At 47.9% G+C, this 7678-nt stretch carries 4 protein-coding genes; 2 read left to right on the top strand and 2 right to left on the bottom strand.

Features of this window, described 5'->3' with window-relative positions; genetic code table 11:
• The coding region (locus SFV55_RS18775) for a DNA gyrase/topoisomerase IV subunit A (protein ID WP_320031076.1) at window positions 1–2088 on the top strand (2088 nt) is incomplete at its 5' end.
• Between the two features lie 133 nt (window positions 2089–2221).
• Here SFV55_RS18775 and SFV55_RS18770 read toward each other — a convergent pair.
• Window positions 2222–5797 (bottom strand): T9SS-dependent M36 family metallopeptidase, encoded by a 3576-nt coding sequence (locus SFV55_RS18770; RefSeq protein ID WP_320031075.1) that lies wholly within the window; start codon window positions 5795–5797, stop codon window positions 2222–2224.
• 156 nt (window positions 5798–5953) lie between these two features.
• On the opposite strand from SFV55_RS18770, the gene rlmB reads away from it, so the two are divergent.
• On the top strand, window positions 5954–6706 hold the full coding sequence (gene rlmB / locus SFV55_RS18765; RefSeq protein WP_320031074.1) for a 23S rRNA (guanosine(2251)-2'-O)-methyltransferase RlmB: 753 nt from the start codon (window positions 5954–5956) through the stop codon (window positions 6704–6706).
• A gap of 79 nt (window positions 6707–6785) precedes the next feature.
• Here rlmB and SFV55_RS18760 read toward each other — a convergent pair whose 3' ends face one another.
• A complete protein-coding gene (locus tag SFV55_RS18760) occupies window positions 6786–7523 on the bottom strand; it encodes a helix-turn-helix transcriptional regulator (protein ID WP_320031073.1) in 738 nt (245 codons plus the stop codon).
• Window positions 7524–7678 lie beyond the last annotated feature (155 nt).

Here is a 7678-nt window from a genome sequence, read left to right as displayed (position 1 = left end):
CACAATTTTATAGAACTCATCAAGGCTTCGATTGATATTTTGAAGGGTAAAAAGGTGCAAATTTTTCCCGATTTTCAAACCGGAGCTCAAATTGATGTCAGTGATTACAACGGAGGCAAACGAGGAGGGAAGGTCAAAATCCGCGCTCAGATTGAAAAACTGGATAAAGATTTGCTGGCCATTAAAGAGTTGCCGTATAGCGTAACTACCGAATCCTTGATTGAAAGCATCATTAAAGCCAGTGAAAAGGGTAAGATCAAAATAAAAAAAGTTGTTGACCTCACTAGTAAGGATGTGGAAATTCAGGTGGAACTTATCCCGGGAACCTCTCCCGATGTAACCATCGACGCTCTGTACGCCTTTACCGATTGTGAAGTGTCCATTTCGCCCAATGCTTGTGTGATCCATGATGACAAGCCGCGGTTTATGACCGTGGAAGAAATTCTGGAGCACAACACCTACCGCACCCGTGATCTGTTGAAAACAGAACTGGAGATCAAACTACACGAGCTGCTGGAAAAGTGGCACATGGCAAGTTTGGAAAAAATCTTCATTGAAAACCGCATTTACCACCAGATCGAAGAGTGTGAAAGTTGGGAGGAAGTCCTGACTACCATTGCCCGCGAGCTGCGTAAATACGTAGTAACACCGTCCGAAAACCCTGATGTCAAAGACCAACGCCTGCGCCTGATGCGCGACATCACGGAGGATGACATCGTGAAACTGACCGAAATCCGCATCAAACGCATTTCCAAATACAACACTTTCAAAGCGGACGAGCACATTGCAGCGCTGGAAGAGGAAATGAAGCAGGTGCGCTACGATCTGGAGCACATCACCGACTTTACTATTGCCTATTACAAACGCCTGTTGGAAAAATACGGCAAAGGCCGCGAACGCCGGACTAAAATCACCTCCTTTGAATACATTCAGGCCACCGAGGTAGTAGCCAACAACGCCAAGCTGTTTGTCAATTATACGGAAGGCTTTATTGGTTTTGGTTTGAAAAAAGACGAAAACAACGTCTTTGTTTCCGAGTGCTCGGACATTGACGACATCATTGTCTTCCGCGCCGATGGCCGCTTCATGGTCAAACGGATCGCAGACAAGGTTTTTGTAGGCAAAGACATCATCCACGCCGCCGTGTGGAAGAAAAACGACGAGCGAACGACCTACAACCTGGTTTATTCCGATGGCGCCAATGGCCGTACTTTCGCCAAACGCTTTAATGTTACCGCCATTACGCGAGACAAAGAGTATGTACTGACCTCTGAAGCCAAAGGCTCAAAACTACTCTACTTCACGGCCAATCCCAATGGCGAAGCCGAAGTAGTCAACATCCAGCTGACCCAGGCCTCCACAGCCAAGAAAAAAATGTTCGACTACGACTTTAAAGAACTCGCGATCAAAGGCCGTAGCTCTCAAGGTAACCTGATCACCAAATACCCTGTGCGCAAGGTCAGTTTGAAAGAAGCTGGTCGCTCCACCATCGGCGCTTTGAAAGTATACATCGACGATGTGAGTGGCCGCCTGAACAATGATGGCCGCGGCCGCTTGCTGGGTGAATTCGATACGGGCGAACTGATGTTCATCCTCTTCAAGGACGGTACTTATGAAATGGCCGAACTGGACATGACCCGCCGCTTCAACCTTGTCGATTTGTACCACCTTGGTAAATTCGATCCTGAAACCGTGGTCAGTGCTGTGCATTACGATGGCAACAAGGGCCTGACCATGGTCAAACGTTTCCGGGTAGAAACCACCAAACTCAAGGAGCGTTTCAGTTACCTGACTGACCACAAGGATTCTCGGTTGCTCTTTGCTACCATCGAGGCCAATCCCCAGGTGCGCTACTCGATGAAGTTGAAAAACAAAAAAATGCAGGGTGAGCTCAATCTGGCCGAATTCATTGATGTGAAAGGTTGGAAAGCCTTGGGCAACAAATTGAGTGATCAAAAATTAACAGAGGTGGAGCTTATTCCTTCGCTTGAACAACCCGTGGAAAAACCTGCTGAGGTGATACCAGATAAGTTGCACGCAGGAGACAGCGTCGAGTTTGATGTAGATGGACAAACCAAATTGTTTTAGCAGGACAGATCAAGCATTGGCTTTTGACCCTAAACTGTAGTGAAACCATTATGTATAAACGAAAAATGCGCCTTGCCCAATTAGGGATAAGGCGCATTTTTCGTTTATGCTTCTTTACCTTTCAAATCAGACCTTAATACTTCACCACTTTTTCCACCCGGTTTACCCCTTCACCTTTCACCTGCATCAGGTAAATACCAGCGGGTAAACTGGAAAGATCAAAGGCCAATAAACGGTTATCGGCATCACGGTTTTGCATGGTTTGGGTTTGCAAAATCCGACCTTCGGTACTCAACAAAATCGCTTGAGCACGCCCGGCAGGTAAACCTTCGAGTTGAACATTGATTTGATCTCCCGTTGGGTTCGGGTAAATGTTCATGCGGATGTTGCTCTGCAAATCGCGGGTGGAACTTACCACCGAGCCTGGCTCCACCAAAGTACCCCGAGAGGTCGCTTTGCCACACACTTTATCGCCCTCAGCGGTAGTAAGACAGACCTGACCATCGTAATTCACCAGGTCCATAAATTCGATGTTGTCGATAAACCAGCCCTGAGTACGAGCTGAGCCATTGCTTGGATCATCATTGGAGCCGAAACGAAAACGCAACTGAACCTCTTGACCGCTATATTTCTTCAAGTCGATGTACGTGGGCACAAATTGGCCGGTAGAACCCGAGAAGCCCCGCAAACGTGGAATCGAAAAAGTGGTGTAGACAACAGGACGAGTGTAACCATTGCGGAAGATCAGGCTATCCGGGATGTACTGCCAGCTAAGGCCTCCATTGGTAGATATTTCCACAATACCAGCATCCAGGGCCGATTCAATGCTGTAATCCTGGTAAAAACGCAGTACTGGCTGAGTACCGTTGATCCGAATGGGCTCCTTCAGATACAAGGCCTGATCCACTGAAACCCGACTACCGGGAACAGTCCATGATCTGGTTCCTTGGAAAAACTTGCTGGTTGTGATCCGGAAAGTATCCTGGCCATCGATTGCCAATTTGGACCACATGCTCGTAGGCCCTTCAACGTCATCCAGCGCCTTTCGAATGGAAGGGCGGTTGCGGTTGCTGATGGCCAGATAGCGGATGATTTTGCTGGCACCAGGAGCCAGGGTTCCGATCTCAAAAGAAGCAACTCCATTGCTTACCGAAGTTTTGTTGGAGCCTACTACCGATACCGGAATTAGGCTAAGACCATTCGGTAATTCATCATTCAACACTGCTGCATTTACAGGCGTATCTTTATGGTTGTACACCAGAAGCGTCACATTAATGGTATCCCCAGCACTGATGTTGCCATCCACCAATTTTTCAACTTTCAGCGTTTTGATGCATTCAGGGCGATTGTCAAAGGCTTGCAAACCATCATTCCGGTTGCTGGTACTACCCTGATCGGCGCTCCAACCCAGGCCACGTCGGGCAAATACCTCCCAGATCAAACATTCATCGGCGCCACCGTTGTTGAGGGCATCGGCGGCGATAATGGCGTTGCGGCCATCGATGAAGCCGGGGCTACAGTTTTGCAGTTTCATCCCATCCATTACCAGTTGAATGGCGCGGTTGTTGCCCCCTTTGCCGCGGTACAAGTCAGGGTCCCAGCCGTATTTGTCAACCATTGCCCAGTACAAATCCCAAAGGGTGGCAGCCCATACTTCACCCACCGGGTGCGGGAAACTCGTGCCAATAATATCGTCGTAAACCTGATTGTTTATTTTGAACTCGGTTGAATAGGGCAAACGGCGGATACCAGTTCCGTCTAGGCCTTCATAGAGTACATAATTTCCCACTCCACGAGCCGTTTTACCGTTTTGCCCCGGAGTTACGGTAGTGACCAGTGCAAAAAAATCGCTCCAGCCTTCGCCCATCTGTTCATCGTTGTTCAAACAAGACGTTACGGAAGGGCCTCCAGTCAGGCGAACTGAAATACCGTGGCCGTACTCATGGGCTATGATGCCATTGTCAAAGCTGGCGTCAATCGAATCGGGGCCCGTGATTGCCGGGGCAACCAAAGTCAACTGTACTTTTTCTCTGGCCATCGCCTGTTTCATCAATTCACAGTCGCCAGAACGCATCCCTACTACCGGGATGGTCACTCCATTTACAACCGGGTCATCAGCCAAACCAGCAGGCAGTGTGTTTTCAAAATTACAGACCACACAAGCCACTGCTCCGGCATTTTGGGCGTTTTTGGCTTTGGTTTCAAAGGTACAAGTGCCTCGATCGATGAGCACAATTTTTCCTTTTAGGCTAGCGGGGTTCAACAAAGTTTGGCAACCCAGGTTCGCCGCACCCGATCCATCAACGCCCACTGCTATTTCCGCAGTAACAGGAGTAGTAGTCAATCGTTGACCAAAACTTGCGCCCCGTACTGGGTATTTTCCGGCAATACCGGCAGGTGCATCAATAAACGCATTACCAGCCGAGGCATTCCAAATGAACATTTGCATCCGGGGAGGACTACCATCTGATGGAGTAGCAAAATTGGCATTATTGGTATCAGTGCCATCCTGTGCTTCCGAGTTAACGGCATCATTTGGGCGGCCACCTTTTCCATAATTATTTTGTTGAAAATTACCTGCCGCTTCATTGAACCCATAGTGATAGGTGAAATCGTGCATGATGTTGTTCATGTAAAACAACTGGGTGATGGCAGCCGCACGTGAATTGCTGGGTTGCAAGTTGGAATTAAAGGAATAGTTAAAAGTAAGATTGGCACCACCATTGGCTACTAGAATGGTATCGGGTCGGTTGTCGGCATTTTGATCCAGGTAAGAGTAAGTGTTATTGCCCCGGGTAATGGTATATTCGGCGCCCGGTACGCCATTGGTATCATGCCAGCCGTAAGGGGAAGCAGTGGCATCCGCAGGGTTGGTGATGACTTTTCGAGCGCCGTGCAAGGGGCTTTCGATGGGCAGGGCAAACACATTGTAGCTGGCACCATCAGCGACAGGGGACAACTCTTCCGTTTCGGTTTTTGCAGGCATACTCATGCGTTGCAAGCCAGCTTCTTGCAGGCATTCATCCGATATAAGCTGAGCCGAATGGTTGTGCCCCGGGAAGGTACAGGAAATGGTATGGTTGACTTTTTCCAATACTACTCCGGTTTGGGCGTCTACAAAAGTCACCCAATTATCAGAACTGCGCGGGTCCTGGATTTCCATTACCCAGGCCAGGCGCAAACGCCCGGCTGTGCCAGGGTAATACATCAAATGGCTGGGGATATTGGTTCGTGAAATATTTCCTCCAGCAAATTCTGCCGAGCGATTTTTTTCACTTTTTAGCACTTTGATGTTGCTGCTTTTTTCATTCATACCCAAGTCTTCAGCTGCACGAAGCAGCGCCTTCTCTGGCTTTAGATTGGGCTTGAGGGCATTTACCCGGGAAGCCACATCGGTAACAAAACGGTCGGCGACAAAAACCACCTGGCCATCCTTGAGGTGGACTCCGGAAATCGCGTTGTATACCTCGATGCCTTCGTGGGTTTGGACAAAGTAAACGTGGGTTACTCCATTGTGCTCACTTTGGTAGGTATAACTTACCTTCAATCCTTGGAGGTCTTCGGGGCTAAGCTTCCATTTTTGCTGGTTTGTTTGCAAGTGTGCCAGCGCCTGGCGGCCAGCATCGAGCGATTGTGCTTGGCTGACTTGCACGATGCTCAATAGGCCCAGCAAGCACAAGGGGGAAAATAAAGCGGAGGTTTTCATCATTTTTTATCCTTTGTTGTATTCAAACCGTAAAGTGTCAAAAATACATAAATCAATCAGGCTTGATACGGACAAAGAAGTGGATTTGTTCTGTGGATCAATTAAAAAGTAGTTTATTTGTCAGTCATAAGCCTAAAAGGCATCAATTCAAAACACATTATGGCTGAAAAGCTTTCCGAAATAGTATACGGGCGCCATCCCGTGGTGGATGCCATCCGCTCAGGCTGGCCCGTAGATAAAGTGGTAATGCAGCAGGGGATTCGGGGCGAATTTGAAAAAGAAATCCGGCATCTGACCAAAGAATACGAAGTGCCCATGCAGGTAGTGCCGAAGGAGCGCCTCAATAAACTGGCGGGTGGCAACCACCAGGGGGTCATTGCTTTTATTTCTCCAATTCCTTTCCAACGTCTGGAAGACATCTTGCCTTCCGTGTTTGAAAATGGTCAAACTCCATTAATTGTTTTGTTGGATGGCATTACCGATGTGCGCAATTTTGGGGCTATTGCCCGTTCTGCCGAGGTTTTTGGCGCGCATGCCATTGTGATTTCCAGCAAAAAAAGTGCTCAGGTCAATGCAGAAGCGGTCAAAACCTCAGCAGGTGCTTTGACTATTATTCCGGTTTGTCGGGAAAAAAGTATGGTGGGTGCCATTGAGTTGCTCAAACTCTCGGGCGTAAAGGTTTATGTCAGTGATTTGAGCGCAACTTCGTCTTTGGCGGAATTGGATTGGACCATACCCGTAGCCCTGGTCATTGGTTCGGAAGCAGAAGGAATTAGTCCCGCTGTAGCCGCAATGGCGGATGAACGATTCATTATCCCACAATTGGGACAAACCGACTCACTGAATGCGTCGGTGGCGGCAGGAATTGTGTTGTATGAGGTGACGAGACAAAGAGTGATGAGTTATGAATGATGAGTTATGAATGGAATTACCTCAGCCCTTGAGCATCTTGACAATTCATCACTCATCACTCATCACTCATTATTTATTATTAGTCCAGTTCGCTGATTTTCCGAACCACCTGATACAAACGAGTATGTTCGTTCACATCTTCGGTGAAAGGATCATGTTCGAGGTGATTGGCAGAAATCATTTTCAGGCGAGTCACCCGGCCATTGCGGTCCGTGATTTTTTGTACATGTTTGACCCAGATGCTGCCATTGTGCTTCACAGCATAAATCTTGTTGTCCCGTACCTCACTCATGCTTTGGATTTCGCGGCAGATCACTACATCGCCATTGGCAATGATGGGTTCCATACTGTTCCCTTTGATGGGAAAGGCAACCAGGCCACCACCAGCCAGGCCTGGAATATTGAAATAATCGATGTCTTCAACCGCCCAACCATCCTTGCCTACAGTGGAACCTGCAAAAGCTTCCTCGGATGTAAACAAAATATTGCCTATCTTTAGGTTTGCCTCATCGGCAGGAGAAGGTTTTGGCAAATCGAACCCAAAGGGTGTACCCACCCCATCGATGAGGTAAGATTCATTTACTCCGTATTCACGGCATAATGTTCGAGCATGACGATAATCCAAACAGCGTTTGTCATCAGGATTGAGGAAAGCCCGGATGATGTGGCCATAAGCCCGATTGCCGAGGATTTTGAGGGCAAAGTCGCCGATACCTTTGCCACTCCGGTCGTTGGGTTGAATGTCGCCACGTTCTACCAGCAGGTCAAAAACCTTGCGGAAGCGCTCATTCAACGATATACGATCTTCACGAATCATGGAGTGTGATTTAATTTCTAAAATAAAAGTGCGGAATTTAACGCAAGGTAAACAAAAAATTGTTACCAACAAATACTTGCAAGACATTTTTTTTTGTTGAAATAGGATTATTTTTGCGTTTACGCTGCTTGGCAGCACACAACAGTTATTCATTA

Origin of the sequence: Haliscomenobacter sp., from assembly GCF_033763495.1 — a bacterium.
In the GTDB taxonomy this organism is placed as follows: domain Bacteria; phylum Bacteroidota; class Bacteroidia; order Chitinophagales; family Saprospiraceae; genus Haliscomenobacter.
Note: the sequence above shows the minus strand (reverse complement) of the source record. Positions and strands in the feature narration are given on the sequence as shown.